This is a genomic window from Vibrio sp. 10N.222.46.A1 (genome assembly GCF_041473595.1).
In the GTDB taxonomy this organism is placed as follows: Bacteria; Pseudomonadota; Gammaproteobacteria; order Enterobacterales; family Vibrionaceae; genus Vibrio; species Vibrio tasmaniensis_A.
The window spans coordinates 1-637 of record NZ_JBFRSN010001199.1; the positions used below are offsets into that span (position 1 = coordinate 1).

The 637-nt window shown below is 45.4% G+C and carries 1 protein-coding gene; it reads left to right on the plus strand.

Annotation, left to right across the window (positions count from 1 at the left end; translation table 11 throughout):
- Nucleotides 1-15 precede the first annotated feature (15 nt).
- Complete coding sequence (locus AB4496_RS25175; RefSeq protein WP_009848799.1) at nucleotides 16-531, plus strand: YchJ family protein; 516 nt, start codon at nucleotides 16-18, stop codon at nucleotides 529-531.
- The last annotated feature ends 106 nt before the right edge of the window (nucleotides 532-637 follow it).

A 637-nucleotide genomic window follows, 5' to 3' on the forward strand; every position in this document is an offset into this window, starting at 1 on the left:
TTACAGGATTTGACCATGTCTTTATGCCCATGCGGTAGCAAAAATACTTACCAACAGTGCTGTGAATCAGCGCACCTTCACCACAGTGCTGTTGAAACGCCTGAACAGTTGATGCGCTCACGTTATTCAGCGCACGTGTTGGGTTTGGTTGACTATGTTGTTGCGACTTACCACCCTAGCTGCAACGCAGAAGCGCAAAGAGAAGGTATTGCCGAATCTATCGACAGTGATTGGGCAGGCCTAGAAGTCATCGATACTGAGGCAGGCTCACACCAAGACGAAGGCTTTGTTGAGTTTAAAGCTTACTTCAATGAAGAAGGCGCACAATACTGCATGCAAGAGCGCTCGCGCTTTATACGTAAAGACGACTTGTGGTACTACATTGATGGCACTTTCCCCGAGCAAGGAAATGAGCAAGAAGAACCTGAAATTGACCCACGCTTAAACCAAACGGTTGAAAGCTTCAAGATCGGCCGTAATGACCCGTGCATTTGTGGTAGTGGGAAGAAATATAAAAAGTGCTGCGGGTAAGTCAGAAAATTAAAATGTTTGATTAAGTAAAGAAATTCCTGATGTCGCTTAGGCTCCTTGGAATGACGTAAAGTCAGAGTTTAAAAAAGTGACGCAGGGCTTAGAG